The 17,432-nt window shown below is 67.3% G+C and carries 14 protein-coding genes; 8 read left to right on the forward strand and 6 right to left on the reverse strand.

The window, feature by feature from the left end; all coding sequences use genetic code 11:
• Nucleotides 1-41: 41 nt before the first annotated feature.
• Complete coding sequence (locus tag AC4EEV_RS08705) at nucleotides 42-434, reverse strand: nuclear transport factor 2 family protein (RefSeq protein WP_491330675.1); 393 nt, start codon at nucleotides 432-434, stop codon at nucleotides 42-44.
• Between the two features lie 149 nt (nucleotides 435-583).
• Here AC4EEV_RS08705 and AC4EEV_RS08710 point away from each other — a divergent pair, with 149 nt between their 5' ends.
• From AC4EEV_RS08710 to AC4EEV_RS08720, 3 genes are all read left to right on the forward strand, one after another.
• The gene (locus AC4EEV_RS08710; protein ID WP_491330676.1) at nucleotides 584-1,123 is read left to right on the forward strand and encodes a GNAT family N-acetyltransferase; all 540 of its coding nucleotides are present in this window, start codon (nucleotides 584-586) and stop codon (nucleotides 1,121-1,123) included.
• Complete coding sequence (locus AC4EEV_RS08715; RefSeq protein ID WP_491330677.1) at nucleotides 1,120-1,422, forward strand: antibiotic biosynthesis monooxygenase family protein; 303 nt, start codon at nucleotides 1,120-1,122, stop codon at nucleotides 1,420-1,422. The genes AC4EEV_RS08710 and AC4EEV_RS08715 overlap by 4 nt, the downstream gene beginning before the upstream one ends.
• A gap of 373 nt (nucleotides 1,423-1,795) precedes the next feature.
• Nucleotides 1,796-2,989: a rhamnogalacturonan acetylesterase gene (locus tag AC4EEV_RS08720; RefSeq protein ID WP_491330678.1), complete on the forward strand. Its 1,194-nt coding sequence runs from the start codon at nucleotides 1,796-1,798 to the stop codon at nucleotides 2,987-2,989.
• A 115-nt stretch (nucleotides 2,990-3,104) separates the two neighbouring features.
• Here AC4EEV_RS08720 and AC4EEV_RS08725 read toward each other — a convergent pair whose 3' ends face one another.
• The 3 genes from AC4EEV_RS08725 to AC4EEV_RS08735 form a co-directional block, all read right to left on the reverse strand.
• Nucleotides 3,105-4,718 (reverse strand): AMP-binding protein, encoded by a 1,614-nt coding sequence (locus AC4EEV_RS08725; protein WP_491330679.1) that lies wholly within the window; start codon nucleotides 4,716-4,718, stop codon nucleotides 3,105-3,107.
• A 136-nt stretch (nucleotides 4,719-4,854) separates the two neighbouring features.
• A complete protein-coding gene (locus AC4EEV_RS08730; protein WP_109045653.1) occupies nucleotides 4,855-5,514 on the reverse strand; it encodes a response regulator transcription factor in 660 nt (219 codons plus the stop codon).
• Entirely contained in the window at nucleotides 5,507-6,859 is a 1,353-nt protein-coding gene (locus AC4EEV_RS08735) for a sensor histidine kinase (protein ID WP_491330680.1), read from the reverse strand. The genes AC4EEV_RS08730 and AC4EEV_RS08735 overlap by 8 nt, the downstream gene beginning before the upstream one ends.
• A gap of 166 nt (nucleotides 6,860-7,025) precedes the next feature.
• On the opposite strand from AC4EEV_RS08735, the gene AC4EEV_RS08740 reads away from it, so the two are divergent.
• Nucleotides 7,026-8,129: an FtsX-like permease family protein gene (locus AC4EEV_RS08740; RefSeq protein WP_491330681.1), complete on the forward strand. Its 1,104-nt coding sequence runs from the start codon at nucleotides 7,026-7,028 to the stop codon at nucleotides 8,127-8,129.
• Nucleotides 8,130-8,155: 26 nt separating this feature from the next.
• Complete coding sequence (locus AC4EEV_RS08745; RefSeq protein ID WP_133831804.1) at nucleotides 8,156-8,860, forward strand: ABC transporter ATP-binding protein; 705 nt, start codon at nucleotides 8,156-8,158, stop codon at nucleotides 8,858-8,860.
• A gap of 80 nt (nucleotides 8,861-8,940) precedes the next feature.
• Here the strand turns inward: AC4EEV_RS08745 and AC4EEV_RS08750 are convergent, their stop codons facing one another.
• Nucleotides 8,941-11,895 carry an exo-alpha-sialidase gene (locus AC4EEV_RS08750; RefSeq protein ID WP_491330682.1) on the reverse strand — a complete coding sequence of 985 codons (2,955 nt, stop codon included), beginning with the start codon at nucleotides 11,893-11,895 and terminating at the stop codon, nucleotides 8,941-8,943.
• 149 nt (nucleotides 11,896-12,044) lie between these two features.
• Between AC4EEV_RS08750 and AC4EEV_RS08755 the strand changes: the two genes are divergently transcribed.
• A complete protein-coding gene (locus AC4EEV_RS08755) occupies nucleotides 12,045-13,763 on the forward strand; it encodes a sialidase family protein (RefSeq protein ID WP_491330683.1) in 1,719 nt (572 codons plus the stop codon).
• A gap of 4 nt (nucleotides 13,764-13,767) precedes the next feature.
• Here AC4EEV_RS08755 and AC4EEV_RS08760 read toward each other — a convergent pair whose 3' ends face one another.
• Nucleotides 13,768-14,661 carry a DUF4862 family protein gene (locus AC4EEV_RS08760; RefSeq protein ID WP_018760919.1) on the reverse strand — a complete coding sequence of 298 codons (894 nt, stop codon included), beginning with the start codon at nucleotides 14,659-14,661 and terminating at the stop codon, nucleotides 13,768-13,770.
• A gap of 151 nt (nucleotides 14,662-14,812) precedes the next feature.
• Between AC4EEV_RS08760 and AC4EEV_RS08765 the strand changes: the two genes are divergently transcribed.
• Nucleotides 14,813-16,453 carry an ABC transporter substrate-binding protein gene (locus AC4EEV_RS08765; RefSeq protein WP_491330684.1) on the forward strand — a complete coding sequence of 547 codons (1,641 nt, stop codon included), beginning with the start codon at nucleotides 14,813-14,815 and terminating at the stop codon, nucleotides 16,451-16,453.
• A 72-nt stretch (nucleotides 16,454-16,525) separates the two neighbouring features.
• Nucleotides 16,526-17,431, forward strand: coding sequence for an ABC transporter permease (locus AC4EEV_RS08770; RefSeq protein WP_051083417.1), 906 nt, complete (start codon nucleotides 16,526-16,528; stop codon nucleotides 17,429-17,431).
• The last annotated feature ends 1 nt before the right edge of the window (nucleotide 17,432 follow it).

The raw sequence follows: 17,432 nt of genomic DNA on the forward strand, positions 1-17,432 counted from the left end.
GCCGGCCCGGAACGATGGCAGTTTCCCTGGCTGCTTCGGATTCAGGACCAGAACTCCGAGGCGGTGGCGGTGTCCTCCTGGAACTCGCTGACCTCGGTGTCTTTCCCGTCCTTCAAGGTGAAGACCAGGACGCCGTCCTGCTTCATCGATTTCCCGTTTCGTTGCGCTTCAGCGGTCTGCAGGCCAATGGTGTGGTGTTCACCGGCGATCACGTCCCGCAACTGAACTTTGACCGTTCCGCCGGACCGGGAAAACAGTTCGCCGAAATAGCCCATGACTTCCTGCTGGCCATGCTTGTCACCTGCAAGGCCGCCATTGCCGCCAACCCGGTAGACGGCATCAGGGGCGAACAGCCCCTTGAGGGTTTCCACGTCGCCCGTATTGAAGGCTTCGTAACCGCGCCGCACTACTGCCGCGTCTTCTTCAATTCCCATCTCGAACCCTTTCCGTCATCTTTCTCGGGGGTCCCAGCGATCGATTTTAAGTTCGGCCGTGTTCCGTTGTCCATGGCGAATGCAGGCGTGCCCGGCCCGTTGCTCCGGGCCCACCGCGCCCGCCCTTGGGGCTCGGCTACGATCGTTGAATGGCCCATCTCACCAGCCCCGACGCAACCCTGCACGCCTCGTGGATGGAGGCCGCCACGGAATTCGACGGAGCCCGCATGGATGGCGCCGGCCTTGACGGCTGGGCGCTGGAGGACTTCAAGGACCCCACCGTTTTTGCGCAGCTGGTCGGCACCCTCATCAACGACGCCAAACCGGAAACAGTGCGTAGACCCGGGTACGTCCCGTGCACCTACCTGTGGATCGTGGAGGGCACCACCGTCCTCGGCTCGCTGGCCATCCGGCACCACCTCAACGAGTTCCTCCTCAACGAGGGCGGCCACATTGGCTACAGCGTCCGGCCGTCGGCAAGGCGCCGCGGGCACGCTGCGAAGGCGTTGGCAGATGCGCTCCCGGTGGCCCGAACGCTCGGAATCGAACGGGTTCTCCTGACCTGCGACGAGGACAACGCCGGGTCACGGGCAACGATCGAAAAGAACGGCGGCCGCTATGAGGACTCCCGTAACGGCAAACGGCGGTACTGGATCGGCGTCGGGAAAACTGCAGGGCCTGCCAGGTGATTACCGAACACGCCCTGCTCCCGGTGCTGCCGGGCCGGGAAACGGATTTCGAGGCGGCCTTCAACCAGGCCCGGGCGATCATCGCTTCAATGCCGGGTTTCCGAGCGTTGTCGCTTTCCAGATCGGTGGAGTCGCCGGGCACCTACCTGCTCCTCGTCGAGTGGGAGACCCTGGAGGACCATACCATCGGCTTCCGCGGATCCCCCGAGTACCAGCAGTGGCGCCAGCTGCTGCACCACTTCTACGAGCCGTTTCCGGTGGTGGAACACTTCGAGGCGGTGTCCTCCGCAGGACACTGAGTTAAGCAATATTGGGACAGCCCCCGCGCGAGTCTCGCTCCAGCGCGGGGGCTTCCAGTACTTCCTGCCGGGGAACTGGCCTGGAAGCACTTAAGAATTACCGGCCGGCGGGCGGCACCAACCCGTGTCCCGGACTTCTTTGGCCAATCTTGATCCAACCTTGAGCGCGGACAGGCAGGCCCCGACCGCACCATTGGGTATCAAAAGCGCACAGCAAACTCACAAAATATCTTGACTTGGAACGTGGAACATTGTTACAAATCTTGTAACGCACCTCCCACACCTTCAGGCTTCCCTGCCAAGGCGTGGGATTCGGCAACTTTTGAATCGATACAAAATGGATCAAGTCCGCCCGTCATCAAAGGAGATGAATGTGACCGCACAACGCGCCGCTACCCGCATTGCCGTCCGCGCACCGCTGGCCTGCTGCCTGGCCTCGGCAGTCCTGGCAGCAGGCGCCGGGCTCGCCGTCACGGCCCCTGCCGCAAACGCAGAGCCCAGCAACTACCGTTTCGACTTCGGCGGCGGGCCGGTGGAACAGGGATACACGGGGGTCAGCGCAACTGACGCATACAGCCCCGGGAAGCGGTACGGCTTCAACACCCCGGAACACATGGCCAACGTCCCGGCCAAGGGCACCGGCGCCGGCAGCGACGCCGTGCGCTTCCTTGAATACGGCACCAAAAGCACCAACACCTTCAACGTGGACCTCAAGGAAGGCCTCTACAAGGTCACGGTCACCCTGGGCGACACAGCACGGGCCAGCATCGCCGCGGAAGGCGTCTTCCAGGTCATGAACATGACCGGCAACGGGGCCACCGATTCCTTCGAGATCCCCGTGACAGACGGCCAACTGAACCTCCTGGTCACCGAGGGCAAGGCGGGGACAGCTTTCACGCTCAGCTCATTGGAAATCGAGCGGGTGTCCCGCCACCCGGCCATGGACCCCACCATCTGGGTGGGCGGCGACTCGACCGTGGCCAACTACTACCCCCTGGAGTCCAGTGTCCAGGGCGGCTGGGGGCAGCTGCTCCCGCAGTACATCGACCCGGCGGCCTTCGACGTCCGGAACATGGCAACCGGCGGCCAGATCGCCCGCGGCTTCCGCAACGACGGCCAGCTCGAGGCCATCCTGAAATACATCAAGCCCGGCGACCTGTTCCTGCTTGAGATGGGAATCAACGATACCGCCGCAAAAAACGCCACCTCCGAGGCCGAGTTCAAGGAGATCATGCGGGACATGCTCCGCCAGGTGGCGGCCACCGGCGCCACCCCTGTCCTGGTCACGCCCCAGGGACGTGCCACGGACTTCGTGGACGGCGTCCACTCCGCTGTGGACCGCTGGTACCGGCATTCCACGGTTGCCCTGGCCCAAGAGGAGAACGTCCCGCTGGTGGACCTCAACGTCCTGTCCTCGGCGTACTTCACGGAAATCGGTCCCGAGGCGACGCTGACACTGTTCATGACAGGCGACACCTTGCACCCCAGCCGGGCCGGCGCCGGCGAACTGGCCCGGCTCGTCGCCGGCGACCTCGCCAGGCAGGGCCTGCTCCCCGGCCCCGCCTGACCGGCAGGGGCAAGCGGGAACGCTGACTGGATAAGGAAACCACGACGGCGGCGCGCGGCTCCCATGGTTCCCAGCCTCGGGTGCCGTGCCACCGCCGTCGTCCGTCCGGGTGCTTCTAGCTGCCGGAGGAAGCGGCCCGCTGCTGCCGCAGGATGTAGCGCTGCAGCTTTCCGGACGGCGTCTTTGGCAGGTCCTCGACGAAGTGGATACGGCGCGGATATGCGTGTGCGGCGAATTGCGTCTTGACCAGGGCCTGGAGTTCAGCGACCAGGGCGTCGCTTCCGGTGGTCCCGCCGGCCAGGACAACGTAGGCTTCCAGGACTTCTCCGCGCAGTTCGTCGGGGGCGCCCACCACGGCGCTTTCCGCCACCGCCGGATGCGTGGACAGGACGCTCTCCACCTCGAACGGACCAATCCGGTATCCGGCCATGATGATCACGTCGTCATCCCGGGAGGAGAAAAAGTAGAAGCCGTCCTCGTCCACCATGCCCGCATCACCGGTCAGGTACCACTTGCCGTCCGCGCTGAACCTCCCGGCCGTCTTCTCCGGCGCGTCCTGATACCCCCGGAACCACATCATGGGGCTCCCCGCCACGTCTACGGCAACGCGGCCCAGCTCACCCGGCGCGGCCGGTTCGTCAGCATTGTCCTTGAGGACCTCGCAGCTCCACCCCGGCAGGGGCCGGCCCATGGAACCTGGCCGCAGCTCCGTCCTGACGTCGTCGTGCCAGGCGTTGATGATCATCATCCCGTGTTCGGTCTGTCCATAGTGGTCCCGCACCGGAACCCCAAGCATTTCCCGGGCCCAGCTGATCACCTCCGGGGTCAACGGTTCGCCGGCGGACGAGGCGCGCCGAAGGTGGAAAGGACCTGTTCCGGCGCCGGCTTTCGCGCGCATGGTGCGGTACACCGTGGGAGCAGCGGCGAAGTTGGTGACGGAAAAAGCCTCCAGCACCTTGAAGCTGAGTTCCGGGGAGAAACCCGGTCGCAGCAGCAGGTTCCGCCGCCCCGCCGCCATCGGGCCGAGGATCCCGTAGTACAGGCCGTAGGCCCAGCCGGGGTCTGCGGCATTCCAGAACACATCCTCCTCGCTGACGTCCAGGCCCAGTTCGACGTACTGGCGGAAAGCGGCCAACGCCCGGAGCGGCACCGGCACACCCTTGGGAGCGCCGGTGGTTCCGGACGTGAAGATCAGCACCAAAGCACCTTCACCGCCCACGGCTTCGGCCGCGATGCCGGGTTGTTGCCTGGCCAGGAGCGGGCCGAGCGCCACGTCGGGAAGGGAGGCCTCCGCACCGGCCACCACCACGGCGGCCCCGGTTTCCTGGATCTTCGTCCGCTGGTCGGGGTCGGTGATCACAGCCTTGGCGCCGGAGGCTGTGAGGCGAAGTTCGATGGCGGGCCACGCGAAGGCCGTGAACAGCGGGACATGGACTGCCCCGCGCCGCCAGATGGCCAGGAGCATGACCACCAGGTCTGCCGACTTTCCCATCAGGGTGGCCACGGCATCCCCGGGCCCGATCCCCAGTTCCGCCAATGCTGCCGCACCCCGCTCCGAGCGCTCCCGGAGCTCCCCGTAGGTGATGTCCTCCGCGGAGAGGTCCGCTGCAACCACCGTAAAGGCAACGGCGCCCGGATCGTGGCTGTCGCACAGGAGCTCCGCTGCGCAGGCATCGGCCGCGCCGTAAGTGGCAAGAAGGGCATCAACGGCGGGAACCGGACGGGACATTCGTTCTCCTTTGAACAGCGTGGCACGGGGGCAGTGAAATAAACCTACTGCACAGTAGGGCCACCGGGCGTCCCCCGGCACTGTGTGGCAGGCACGCGGCAAGGTCCCGTGGCCCGACACGTCGCTGCATCAAAACTCAGCCCCTGGCGCCCGGCGGCCGGATGATGCGCCGCTGGGTGGCTGCGGCGATGGCGGCCGTGCGGTTGTCCACGCCGAGCTTGCCGTAGATGTGCACCAGGTGGGTCTTGACCGTGGCCTCCGAGATGAAGACCTGCCTGGCGATGCCCCGGTTGGACAGGCCGGTGGCCAACAGTTCCAGCAGCTGGACTTCCCGCGGTGTCAGCGAGGTTCCGGGGTTGCTGATCCGGTCCATCAGCAGTGCTGCCGCCCGCGGCGCCAGGGCCGTGCCGCCGGCCGCGGCCTGCAGCACCGCCTGCCGCAGCTGTTCCGGGGGTGCGTCCTTCAGCATGTACCCGCTGGCACCGGCCTCGACAGCGGCAAGGATGTCCGCGTCGGTGTCGTAAGTGGTGAGGATGAGCACCGGCGGAGCCGGGTGGAGCTTCCGGATCTCGGCAGTGGCGGTGACGCCGTCCATCCCCTCCCCCATCTGCAGGTCCATGAGCACCACATCCGGCATCCTGTCCAGCGCTGCCAGCCGCGCCAGTTCGTGCAGCGCAGCCCTGCCGTCGGAGGCTTCAGCGGCAATGGAAATGCCGTCGAACCCCGTCAGCATGGCCCGCAGGCCGGCACGCACCACGGGATGGTCGTCCACCAGCAGGACCCGGACCTCACCCATCGCTTCGTCCTTCCAGCGGGGCAGCACCGTCCGAAACGGGACTCTCCACCGGCAGCCGGATGGCCACCACCGTTCCCTCCCCGGGTGCGGACTCCACCGCCAGCGAGCCGTTAAGGCCGGCAACGCGCTCCCGCAGCGAACGCAGCCCGAACCCGCTGCCGTCCGCAGCGTCCGGGGCACCGGCCGCTCGGGACGGCTCAAAGCCCGTGCCGTCGTCGTAAATGTCCATGGTCACCTCCGTGCCAAGGAAGGCAAGGGTGACGACGGCGTTCGCGGCCCGGGCGTGGTCGCGGACATTGGCGAGGCTCGCCTGCGCCGCCCGCAGCAGGGCCACGCGCACGGGCTGGGGCAGATCCTGCGGCTCACCGTCCACCTCCAGCCGGCACCGCAGCGCAAGCCCGGCGGCTGCGGCGCCGGTCTCCGTGGTCCCGCACAGCCGGCGCAGGGCCTCCACCAGCGTGGTCCCCTCAAGGTGCGGCGACGACAGCCCGCGCACAAAGCTCCGCGCCTCGGCAAGGTTGTCCGCTGCGGCCTGTTGCACCAGCGCCAGCCGGGCGGCCGCCGTCGGTTCGTCACCGTCGGCCAGCGACTGTTCGGCGGCCCTCCCCAGGAGCACGATGCTGGACAGCCCCTGCGCCAAGGTGTCGTGGATCTCCCGGGCCAGGCGCTCCCGCTCCGCCAGCACCCCGGACTGGTGCTGGGACCGGGACAGTTCCTCGCGCGTGCGCCGCAGTTCGTCCGCTGCACGCCGCTGGTTCTCTGCCTCCCGGTAGAGGGCCGCGTAGGCGAGGCCGGTGATCACGGAGAACACCGCGCCCAGCACGGGCCCCACCACGGCGGCCGCAGGCGGGACCGGCGCGCCGCTCACTGCCCACTGGGAGACGATCACCGCCGCTGTCATCAGGGCGATCGTCAGCAGCGCCGCGCGCCGCGGCAGCAGGTGCAGATGCAGGAAGAAGATGGGGAAGGCCAGCCAGGCGAAGTCCGCACTCCCGGCAAGCAGCACCGCCCACAGGGCCGTAACCAGGCCCAGCCACAGCAGGCCGTAGCGGCGGGGGTTGAAGCCGATCCTGGCTTCGGCGTGCCGCTTTTCCAGGACGGTCCCCGCCAGGTAGATGACGGCCAGGACGACGGCGGCTGCCGCCCACAGCCAGCGCAGCGGACCGCCATCAAGGAACAACCGGACCAGGGCGACGGCCAACAGGACGGCGAACCCCGCGTGCAAGGTGACGCGCAGGACCCGGAGGATCGCGGCCGATGACGCATTTTCCAGGGCGGCCAGCGGCCCCTTGGCCGGGGCGCCGCCGGTTTTTTGCGGTGACGGCGGCAGGGGCGTGGCAGGCATTTCATCAGCTTATGCCGGGCCCGCCGGGACGGGATCAACCAAAAGGTTGACTGCGGGCTCAACCTTTCCATTCCCGCGGATCAACCGTCCCCGCGATGCCGCCGCAGGCTTCCGCCGGGAGAGTGGAAGGACAAGAGAATCCACCCCTGCTGAGAGAAGAAACAACGTGTTCCTGGCAATCCGCGATATCCGCTTCGCCAAAGGCCGGTTCGCCATGATGGGCGGCGTCGTAGCCCTGATTACCCTCCTGCTGGTCATGCTGTCCGGCCTGACGGCGGGACTCGCCGAGCAGTCGACGTCGGCAATCGGCAAGCTCGGTGCGTCCGCCGCCCGGCCGGTGGACGCCATTGCCTTCGGCGCCCCCGGAGCCGGCACGCCCAAGGCGTCCTACACGGAAAGCTCCGTGACGGCCGGGCAGGTGGCCCGGTGGAGGAACCAGCCCGGCGTCCAGTCCGCCGAACCGCTGGGCATCACCCAGACCCGGGCGCAGGCGGCCGGCGGCGCGGGGACCGCCAACGTCGCCGTGTTCGGGGTCTCGCCGGGCAGCCCGCTGGCACCGGTGGAGGTATCCGCCGGGACCGCGGTGCTGGGCGCCTCGACGGCGGAAGCGCTGTCCGCAGGCCAGGGCGACAAGGTCTCTGTTGGCGGCATCGAGTTGGGCGTAGCCGCCGTGGTGCCGGACCAGTGGTACGCGCACACCAGCGTGGTGTGGACGGCGCTGCCCGCGTGGGCAAAGGTGGCGCACGTGTCCGACGGCGACCAGCTGGCCACGGTCATCGCCGTCACTTCCGTGCCCGGGGCCGCGGTGGACGGGGCCGAGGCCAATGCGGCCGCAGGCACGGTCAGCGAATCCCGGACCGGATCATTCCAGGCCCTGGGCTCCTTCAAGAGCGAGAACGGGTCCCTGACCCTGATGCAGGCCTTCCTGTACGGGATCTCGTCGTTGGTGATCGTTGCCTTCCTGACGGTCTGGACCATCCAGCGCACCCGCGACATCGCCGTCCTGAAGGCCATGGGCGCCTCCGGCTCCTACATCCTTGGGGACGCCATGACCCAGGCCGCGATCGTCCTGGTGGCCGGGGCCGCCATCGGTGGAGCACTGGGCGTGGCCGCCGGTGCGCTGGCGGCCCAGGCTGCCCCGTTCCTGCTGAACGCCGGCACCACGGTGCTTCCCGTCGTCGGGATTGTTGCCCTGGGCCTGGCCGGCGCCGCACTGGCGGTCCGCCGCGTCACCAAGGTCGATGCGCTGCTGGCGCTCGGCGGCAACTGATCCACCCTTACGAAAGGAACGCCATCATGTCCTCCCCCACCCCTGCTCCCCTGAGCCTGGTCGACGTCACCCTCGAATACCCCGACGGCGGCGGGACCACCACGGCCCTGGACCGGGTCAGCCTCACGGCCCGGGCCGGTCAGCTGGTCTCACTTGTGGGCCCGTCCGGCTCGGGCAAGTCCAGCCTCCTGGCCACCGCCGCCACCCTGGTCCGCCCCACCCGCGGGCAGGTCCTCATTGACGGCACGGACACAGCCGGCCTCAAGGATAAGGAACTCACCGCCCTGCGCCGGGACAAGGTGGGCATCATCTTCCAACAGCCCAACCTGCTGGCATCGCTCACGGCCGCCGAGCAACTCATCATCAGCGACCACCTGCGGGGCAGGTCCGCCAAGGCGGCCCGGGCGAAGGCTGCGGAACTGCTGGACGTCGTCGGGCTCGGTGGAAGCGCCCGGAAACTGCCGCACCAGCTCTCCGGTGGCCAGCGCCAGCGGGTGAACATTGCCCGGGCACTCATGGGCAATCCCAAAGTGCTGCTGGTGGACGAGCCAACCGCCGCCCTGGACCACGAGCGCAGCGCCTCGATCATCGGGCTGCTGCGCCAGGTGACCACCGAGTTCGGGGTTGCCACTGTGATGGTCACCCACGACACCGAGTTCGTGCCGCTGACGGACCTGGTGGCCACCATGCGCGACGGCCGGCTCACCGCGCCTGTGCTGGCGGGAGCCTGAACACGGGCCTCACCCCGGATGGCCCCGGCGGGATCACCGCCGGGGCCATCCTCATCGATGCTGCCCGCTGGGCAGCCGGGCTAACCTTTCGGGGTCACCTGGAGCCGGTCGAACGAGACCTGCTTGCCGTCCTTGTCCAGCACCACCACGTCATCGCGGCCGTTTTGCACGCCGGCGGGCAGGATGAATTCCACCGTGTTGTCCGTGGTGGGGAAGATCCAGCCGATCCGGTAGCTGCGCTTGTTCAGGTACACGTAATACCACTGGCCGTAGTCGAGCCCCGCGAGGACCACTTTTTGGCCGTTGCGGTATTTGTCCGCGGTGCCGAGGTCGAACGGTGCCACCTGTCCGTCCAGGTCCTGCACCGCAAGCGCGGGAACCAGGTCCGGCTGGGCAGGCTGCACATTCAACTGGATGGCACCGCCGGTCACCGTGGCGGACACGCCTTTGGCACCGTTGCTTGCCGTGGCAGCGAACGTGACCGGTCCAAGCTTCCCGGCCGCGACGTCCGCGGCGGTCAGGCTGTACGTCCGGGTGGCCGCCAAGGTGCCGCCCGCCGCCAGGTGCGGTGCCGCGATGCCGGCATCCGGGGCGTCCACATTGTCCAGGGAGACGTTTCCGGCGTTGCCCAAGGTGTAGGTGTACGTGATGGCGTCGCCTGCGGAGGCATAGCGGTCGCCGTCCAGGTCCGTCCACTCGGCCGCAACGGTGCCGTCAAGCCTGGCGTCCCGGACTTTCACGTCGGTTTCGCCGCCGTTCACCGCGTAGGTCCGGGTAGTCTGGCCAGCCGCACTGACCTCCCAGGTGGAGTCCGGGACAAAGAATCCCTGGTCCGCTTCCGCGGCCGTCACGGTGTGGCGGGGCGTGGCACATGTGTACCCCTGTCCGGCGGGTAGGACGCTGTAGCGGCAGTTGCCCGGCCCTTCGGGAAGGAACGGGCTGAAGTTGCCGGCGGTGGGGACCACCTTTTCCACCAGCGGGCTGCTGTTGGTCACATCAAATTTGTACGGGAACGCTTCGCCCGCCGTGTACGGCTGGGTGGCGAGGTCGCGGCCGGCGTCGTTGCGGCTGCCTGCGATGCCGGCGGACACCAGCCCGTCCCGCAGCGGCACCGCGGCCCCGCTGAAGGCAACGGTCTTGGTGAGCGTCGGCGTCGCGCTGGCCGTGATGCTGAAGGTTGCCTCGGGGACGAAGTAGCCGCGGTCGATGTCCTGCGCGGTGAGCGTGTGCTTGGCAGTGGTGCAGTTGTAGGAGGCGCCGGCGGCCAGGTTGTTGTACCGGCAGTTGGGCGCCGACGGCGGCAGGAAACCTGCATCGAAGTTCCCCGAGACCGGCACCGAGTTGGCCGTCACGTTCGCCGTGCTTTTGACGGCGAAGGTGTACCCCAGCACGTCGCCGGCTTTGTAGGGGTTGGCCGCCACGTCCCGGGCGGGTGCAGCTCCCGTGATGCTGAGGCCCACCTGCGGCGCCACCGGCACGGTGGCGGTGAACGTGGACTGCGAGACCCGGCCGTCCGCCGTCGTTAGCGCTGCGTTGAGGTTCTGCGGCCCGCTGGCCGTGGCCGCCGCAGTCAGGGCGACGTTGACGGCAACCGAGGCGCCGGGGGCGACGTCGGGCACGGGCACCGTGGTGGCGGACCAGCCCGTGGGGGTAAAGACGGTGGCGGTGGCCCCTGACAGGGTGGCGGCTTCCTGGTTGGTCACGGTGACCGCCACCTGCTGGGTGGCACCGGGCGCCGTGGTGACGGCGGGGACGGACAGCGGTGCGCAGGCGTAGTTGAGCCAGGCATCGTCGAAGGTGGAGAACTGCATGTTGTCCGTGTAGTTCCCCTCGTAGAGGACGCCGAACCTGCCATCCTCCAGCCGGGTCACGGTGGAGTAGGCGGAGAACCCGGGACGGATGGTGCGCACCCCGGGCCAGGTGGCGCCGTCGTCGCACGAGACCCGGGCGGAGACGTTCTCGCGCGCGGTCTTGGAATTGGCGTTGGTGAAGACCAGTTTCCTGGCGTCCGCTGTGCCCGGGGCAGCGTTGGGGAACATGCGGGCGATGGAACCGTTGTTGGCCGGATCCGGCAGCTCCGTGTCCTGGGTGACGGGACCGTAGGTGGCCCCGCCGTCGCTGGAAACAGCAACCTTCCGGTAGCCCTGGTTGGCGTTGTCCCGGGAGTTCAGCAGGACCCTGCCGTCGGAAAGCTCAACGGTCTTGTTCTCATCCATCCGGTCACCCACGTTGGCGCCCTTGTGCCAGGTGGCACCGTGGTCGTCCGAATAGACGCTGTACGCCTGGATTTTGTTCGTTCCATCGGCCTGGCGGACGTCACCGGCATACTGCTGGATCAGCCGGCCCTTGTATGGGCCGTACTTGAGCTGGATGCCTTCGCCGGAGGATGCGAAGTTGGACCGGACATCGCCCGCAACCGGGCTGGTGCTGCTGGCGCCCGGCTTGGTGACGTTGGTGATGAGCCGCGGCCCGGTCCACGTGAGGCCGCCGTCGGAGGATTCGATCACGGCGGAGGAAATGACGTTGCGGTCCGCGTCATCATTGCCGAACTGGCTGCCGCCGAATCCTTGGTCCTTTGAGTAGACGAAGAACGCAAAGACCGTGCCTGCCTCCGCGTCGTAGACGTAGGAGGGATCGCTGTAGCCGTATTTCGGCGCCACGGCATCGGCCACGTGGCCTGCGGCAATCACCTGCACCGGCCCCCACGTGCGCCCGCCGTCCGTGCTGCGCCGCTGGACGATCGAGTTGGGGTTGGGCGCGTCCGCGGAGCTGCCCGGCCGCCCGTCCCAGGCCGCCAGGACCACACCGTTGCCAAGGTAGGTCAGCGCGGGGATGCGGTAGAAGAAGTTGTCCGCGGTGCGGTCGGACCCCAGGTTGGTTTCCTGGAAGTTTCCGGGCGGATTGGTGGGGCTGTTGCCAGGAATGGGCGCCGCCTGCGCCGCAACACCTCCGGCAAGCAGCGCCAGGGCCAGGGCGGCTGATCCGGCGGTTCTGCACAGTGTCAGGGGTGTGCGGTGTCTTTGGGAATGTGGCAAAGGGACTGACCTTTCTGGATGCCGCGACGATGCGGCTCTCGGCAGGGCGTCGCCGTTCAGGATCGTCAAATGTTGTTCCTACTACGTACGACGTCCTACCAATGTAATGTGCCGACAGTCACAAAGCCAGAGGTGGCTATGCTGTAGATGTGACATCCCATCTCCTTCCCGCCACCCGCGCCGCGCGGCCCGCCGTCCCCGCCGCGCGGCCCGCCGTCGAGCATGTCCTGGCGGCCCGCGGCCGCGGCGGCTACCGTCAGTACCGGATCCCCGCCCTCGCCGTCACCGTCAGGGGGACACTGCTCGCGGCCTATGACGGCCGGCCCAACCTGGACGATCTCCCAAGTCCCATCGACCTGCTGATCCGGCGCAGTACGGACAGCGGGCGCACCTGGAGTGGCCAGGAAGTGGTGCGGACCGGAACCGGGCTGGAAGGATTCGGGGACCCCAGCCTGCTCGTTGACGCCGAGACCGGACGGATCTTCCTCTTCCACGCCGCCGGGACGCATGCCGGCTTCTTCGAGGCCACAGCGGGGATGGACCACCACGACCACCAGGTCCAGCATTGCGATCTCAGCATGTCCGACGACGACGGCCTGACCTGGCAGCACCGGCGCATTACGGCGGACCTCAAGGCAAGCAGCGGACGGGAGATCACGGGCATCTTCGCCGCGGCCGGCCAAGGGATCCAGGTCCACTGCGGCCCGCACCAGGGGCGGCTGGTGCAGCAGTATGTGGTGTTGAGCGGGGGCAGGATCATGGCAGCCTCGGCCTACAGCGACGACCATGGCGATACCTGGCGGCTTGGCCGGCTGATTGAGGGGACAGCCGACGGCGGCGCCCCCAACGAGAACAAGGTGGCCGCGCTCAGCGATGGCAGGCTGCTCCTGCACAGCCGGGCCACGCCGCAGCGCCTTGCGGCCGTCTCCGACGACGGCGGCCACAGCTGGAGCACGCCGGTTCCGGTCGCGGACCTTCCCGATCCCAGCGACAACGGTTCACTGGCCCGCTTCGACGGATTGCCGTCCGTCACCGGCCTCGCCGCGCCGGCCACGGATTCCTGGCTATTGGCCACCAACAACCAGGACCCCAATCTGCGCCGCAACACCGTGCTGAGCCTGTCGCCCGACGACGGCGCCACCTGGCCTGCCAAGCTGGTGCTGTGCCCGGGCAGCTCGGCGTACTCCACCGCCACCCGCCTGCCGGACGGCAACATTGGTGTGCTGTACGAACGCCAGGGCTACCGCGAGATCGTTTTTGCCTCGGTGCCGTCCGGCCAGCTCACCGGCCAGCTTTCGTCACCGGATACAGCCGGGCCCGACGCCGGCCTGCCGCCATCGGAGCCGGGCCTGGTCTTCGACATGGAGTTGCGGTCCATCACCCCGGGACTTCCCGACGTGTGGCAGAACGCCGGCGAGTTCCACGTGATGGCGCCAGGCAAAGACGGCTGGGGCGCCGAGTCGTGGAAGGAGATCGGCCAGGCCTACTCCCCCGACCAGGCCCAGGTCCTGGGCACCAGGGAGGCGCAGGACCTGAACTACGGCCCGGTCATTCCCGGGTACAAGGCCGGGGACATTCTGGCATTCACCGGAAGGGCCCGGAATGACGGCAGCCACACCGCCCGGGACGTGCGCCTGCACGGTCCGGGGGCAGGGGAGTTTCCGGCAACCGACCTCCCGCCGGGCCAGGAGGTTCTCTACTTCACGCCCACCTACACCGTGACGGCGGAGGACGTGGAACAGGATGCGTTTGAGGTTGCCTTTGCAGTGGAAGCAGCGGTGGGGGCCGGTAGGCGACAACTGTCCCGGACCTTCCGCTGCGACGTCGCGTCGGGAGCCATCACCGTGGCCGGGAGTACCGGGCGCTGAGCCGTTATTCCCCCACCAGGACCGACATGTGCCGGAGCCGCTCCACGCGTTCTTCCGGCGACAGCTGGTCAGGACCAAGCCCGACCTTGAACCCAAGGATGGGGAGCGGACCCGCTGCGGCAAGGCACCGGTCAATTTCGTGGCGGTTCAGCATGGAGCTGGGCGGGGCGCCCTGGATCTCCACTGCGGGGAGGTGCGCGTCGATCCACGCATAGCCGAAGCCGGTTTCCTCCGGCGAGCAGCCGGAAAAGACCAGGCCCTCGAGGACGCCTGCTTCACGGCCGAGCGACAGGTGTTCAACTGCCGTTTCAGGACTGCCTGATTCGATGACTGAGCGCGCCCAGTTAACGGTCACACCCACGCGCTCCAAACCTTGGTTCCGGAGCGAAACGGCGATGTCCACCTCTTCGGCAAAGGACAAGAACCCCTTCTCCGGACTTGCCCCTGGGCGTGGGGCGTCGCAGTGTTCGATCAGCACTCGCGCCGATCCCCAGTCCCACTCCAGGACTTCCTTGAGCGATTCCTCGAACCAGCGGGCGGAGGCGCCCCCGGTAGGCGCGGAATGGAGTTCAACAGCCTCCACCTCATGCCCGGCATCCTGCAGCCCGCGGGCATACTCCCGGACACCCGCCGCGAAGTCGAGGGCTTCCCGCCGGCCCGCCGTGTCAGCGGAGGCCAGGCCGAACGCCGCGTTGGCGGCCAGCCGCTGCATGGTCCCGGGGATGGCGGTGACCACCGCGGACCAGGCCTCCGGCGCCCCGGCGGGCCAGCCGGTCCCGCCATGCGGACCATAGGGAAGCTCAAGTCCGCGGATCGGGGAAATGGCAGCGAGGCCCCGGTAGAACTGCTCCTGCAGTTCGACGGGCTGGGCGGGGTAGGCGCCGACAATCAAGGACAAGGAAGCTCCATTCGCGAAGGGTATGGCGTCAGGCCAAGCGTAAATGCAAGAAACATTAGTCCACTTGACGCTGGCTGTGATGGGACTTACAGTTTTCCATACGAGCTAGGACATCCTACATCCGATAAACATTTCCTGAACGGTGAGGCCAATGAACAACATCAAGAACCTGCCGCTGGTCAATGACGCCAGCCGCCGGAACTTCCTCAAACTCGGCGGGGCCATGGGCCTGGCCGCAGCCTTTGCCAGCTCCCTGGCCGCCTGCGGTGGACCGGCCGCCACCACCAGCAGCTCAACCACCAACACCTCGCCGATCAACAAGGACCTCACCATCGAGGCCGGCATCTCTTACGCCCTCTCCACCGGCTTCGATCCCATTTCCTCCTCCGGCGCCACCCCCATGGCCGCCAACCTGCACGTCTTCGAGGGCCTGGTTGAGCTCCACCCGGCAACCCGGGAGCCCTACAACGCCCTGGCTGCAACTGATCCCAAGATGGTCAACCCCACCACCTACCAGGTGGCCATCCGCGAAGGCGCCACGTTCCACGACGGCACCCCGGTCACCGCCGAGGACGTGGTCTTCTCCTTTACCCGGGTCATGGATCCCGCCAACAAGTCCCTGTTCTCGCAGTTCATCCCGTTCATCCAGGACGTCAAGGCCCTCGACGCCAAGACCGTGGAATTCACGCTGAAGTACGCCTTCCCCGGCTTCGGACCCCGGATCTCGGTGGTAAAGGTGGTGCCCAAGGCGCTCACCAACTTCCCGGCCGGCTCGGACCAGCTGAAATCCTTCGACGCCAAGCCCGTTGGAACCGGCCCGTACAAGCTGGTTTCCGCCGTCAAGGACGACAAGATCATCTTCGAGGCGAACCAGGCCTACAACGGCCCCATGCCGGCACTGGCCAAGGGCATGACCTGGCTGCTGCTCTCCGATGCCGCCGCCCGCGTGACCGCAATGCAGTCCGGCCGGGTCCAGGCCATCGAGGACGTCCCCTACCTGGACATGCAGGGGCTCAAGTCCGCAGCCACCGTTGAATCCGTACAGTCGTTCGGCCTGCTGTTCCTGATGTTCAACTGCTCCGCCGCGCCGTTCGACAACAAGCTGGTCCGCCAGGCCCTGCACTACGGCCTGGACAAGGACTCCATCATCAAGAAAGCCCTGTTCGGCAACGCCAAGCCGGCCAGCTCCTACTTCCAGGAGGGCCACCCGGACTACGTCAAGGCCAAGAACGTCTACAGCTACGATCCCAACAAGGCTGCAGACCTCCTCAAGCAGGCCGGCGTCTCCAGCCTGGAGTTCGAGCTCCTCACCACGGACACCGCGTGGGTCAAGGACGTTGCTCCCCTGATGCTGGAATCCTGGAACAAGATCCCCGGTGTCAAGGTGACCCTCAAGAACCTGCAGTCCGGCGCCTTGTATACGGACCGCGTCGGCAAAGGCGACTACAAGGTGGTTGCGGCGCCAGGCGATCCGTCCGTCTTCGGCAACGACGCAGACCTCTTGCTGAGCTGGTTCTACGCCGGTGACACCTGGATGAAGAACCGCGCCTACTGGGGCTCGACGCCTGAGCGTGCCCAGCTCGTGGACCTCATGACCAAGGCCGGCCAGTCGTCCAATGATGACGCCAAGAAGCTCACCGGGCAGATCGTGGACCTGGTCTCCGAAGAGGTGCCCCTCTACCCGCTGTTCCACCGCCAGCTTCCCAGCGCCTGGGATGCAAAGAAGCTCAGCGGCTTCCAGCCCCTTCCCACCACCGGAGTTTCCTTCGTTGGTGTGGGCCGCACCGCCTAGCCACACCAACCGGAGACTACATTGACCACGATATTGCGCCTCCTGGGCCGGAGGCTGGCAGCCCTGCCGCTGATGGTCTTGGGCATCACCTTGCTCGTGTTCCTCGTCCTGCAGGCCGCCCCCGGCGACCAGGCGAGCAGCGCCCTGGGCGAAGGGGCCAGCGAGGAAGCGAAAGAGCAGTACCGGCAGGCCAACGGCCTGAACGATCCGCTGCTGCTGCAGTACTTCCGCTTCCTTGGAAAACTCCTCCAGCTCGACCTCGGAGTCACCACTCCGCCGGCGAAATCCGTGGCAAGCATGATCGGCTCAGCCTTCCCCCTGACGCTGCAGCTGACGTTCCTGGGCGTCATCATCGCGGTCGTGGTCTCGCTGGTCTTCGGCATCATCGGCGCCTTGTACCGGGACAAATGGCAGGACCAGCTGGTGCGGGTCTTCTCCATCGCCGCGGTGGCAACGCCGTCGTTCTGGCTGGGCATCCTGCTGATCCAGTGGTTCGCCCTTGGTCCGGCACCGCTGTTCCCGTCCGGCGGCATTGCCACCCCGGAATCCGGGTTCGGCGGCTGGCTCAACTCGATGGCGCTGCCCGCCCTGGCACTGGGCATCCCGGTCTCGGCTTCCCTCATCAGGGTGGTCCGCACCTCCATGGTGGAGGAGCTGGACCGGGACTATGTCCGCACCGCCATCGGCAACGGCGTCCCGTACCGGGAAGTGGTCTCCAGGAACGTGCTCCGCAACGCCCTGGTCACTCCGGTTACCGTGCTGGGACTGCGGATCGGCTACCTGCTGGGCGGCGCCGTCGTCATTGAAATGATCTTTGCGCTGCCCGGCATGGGCCAGCTGATCCTCAACGGCATCACCAACTTGGACGTGAACCTGGTGCAGGGCGTGGTCCTGACCATTTCCGTGACTTTCGTCCTGGTGAACATTGCCGTGGACCTCCTCTACCTGCTAATCAACCCCCGAATCAGGACCGTGTGAC

Source organism: Pseudarthrobacter sp. MOO14 (assembly GCF_058267675.1).